Origin of the sequence: Vibrio sp. 1727, from assembly GCF_033344415.1 — a bacterium.
Classification (GTDB): domain Bacteria; phylum Pseudomonadota; class Gammaproteobacteria; order Enterobacterales; family Vibrionaceae; genus Vibrio; species Vibrio alginolyticus.
Genome location: NZ_JAWPOT010000332.1, coordinates 1 through 659, shown reverse-complemented (window position 1 = coordinate 659; position 659 = coordinate 1). Strand labels below are relative to the sequence as shown.

The window sequence follows — 659 nt, the reverse complement described above, 5'->3', positions numbered from 1 at the left end:
TAGAGCGGGAGCATTGTCAAGTATGAAAATCCCTAGTACTAATTAGTAACCTATTGAAGTGTTAATCATTTTTAAGTCACGGCATGATGTAGGGAGAAATGGAAGATAAAAGCTATCCGATTAGAAAATGATGAGTAGAAGTCGTGCTTGTGACTTAGTAAATTGAAGGAATGATGAATTTCACGAATGAAAAAAGGGAGTAAGCACTCCCTTTTTATTAATGAACCGGAACAGAATTTTTCTGATTAAACTTGCCGAAGTATTGCTCCAAAATTTCTGGCGTTAACTTGCCTTCTGCTTCTAGCTTTTTAAGCTCAGCCGCAATGGCTTTTTGCTCTTCTAGCGAAGGTAGCTTTACTTCTGGCTCCTCTGCAGCTTCTTGAGAAATCTGCGCTAGTTCTTTTTCGAAGTCGTTCATAGTACTTACCTAAATATAGTCATTAAACTGTTCAACTTCGTCTATTCTATCCAACTCTAGAGTTTGAAGCTACCAACCATCTTATCTAGGCGAGATGAAAGCTCTTGAAGATCGCGGCTTGCGCCAGCCAACTCTTCCGCCGTTGCAGTTGTCATCTCGTTGATCGCGTTGATTTCTTCAATATTCTGATTGATCGTATGAACCACGGTAGATTGCTCTTCCGTTGCCGTCGCAACTTGCG

The 659-nt window shown here is 40.7% G+C and carries 2 protein-coding genes; both read right to left on the bottom strand.

What is annotated here, in order from left to right:
• Positions 1-217: 217 nt before the first annotated feature.
• Positions 218-418, bottom strand: a complete 201-nt coding sequence (locus R8O10_RS25575; RefSeq protein ID WP_005462979.1) for a chromosome segregation ATPase — start codon at positions 416-418, stop codon at positions 218-220.
• 56 nt (positions 419-474) lie between these two features.
• The coding region (locus R8O10_RS25570) for a hypothetical protein (RefSeq protein ID WP_318192002.1) at positions 475-659 on the bottom strand (185 nt) is incomplete at its 5' end.

Coding starts and splice junctions, on each gene's coding strand:
- R8O10_RS25575 (WP_005462979.1), bottom strand. CDS start 418: ATGAACGACTTCGAAAAAGAACTAGCGCAGATTTCTCAAGAAGCTGCA.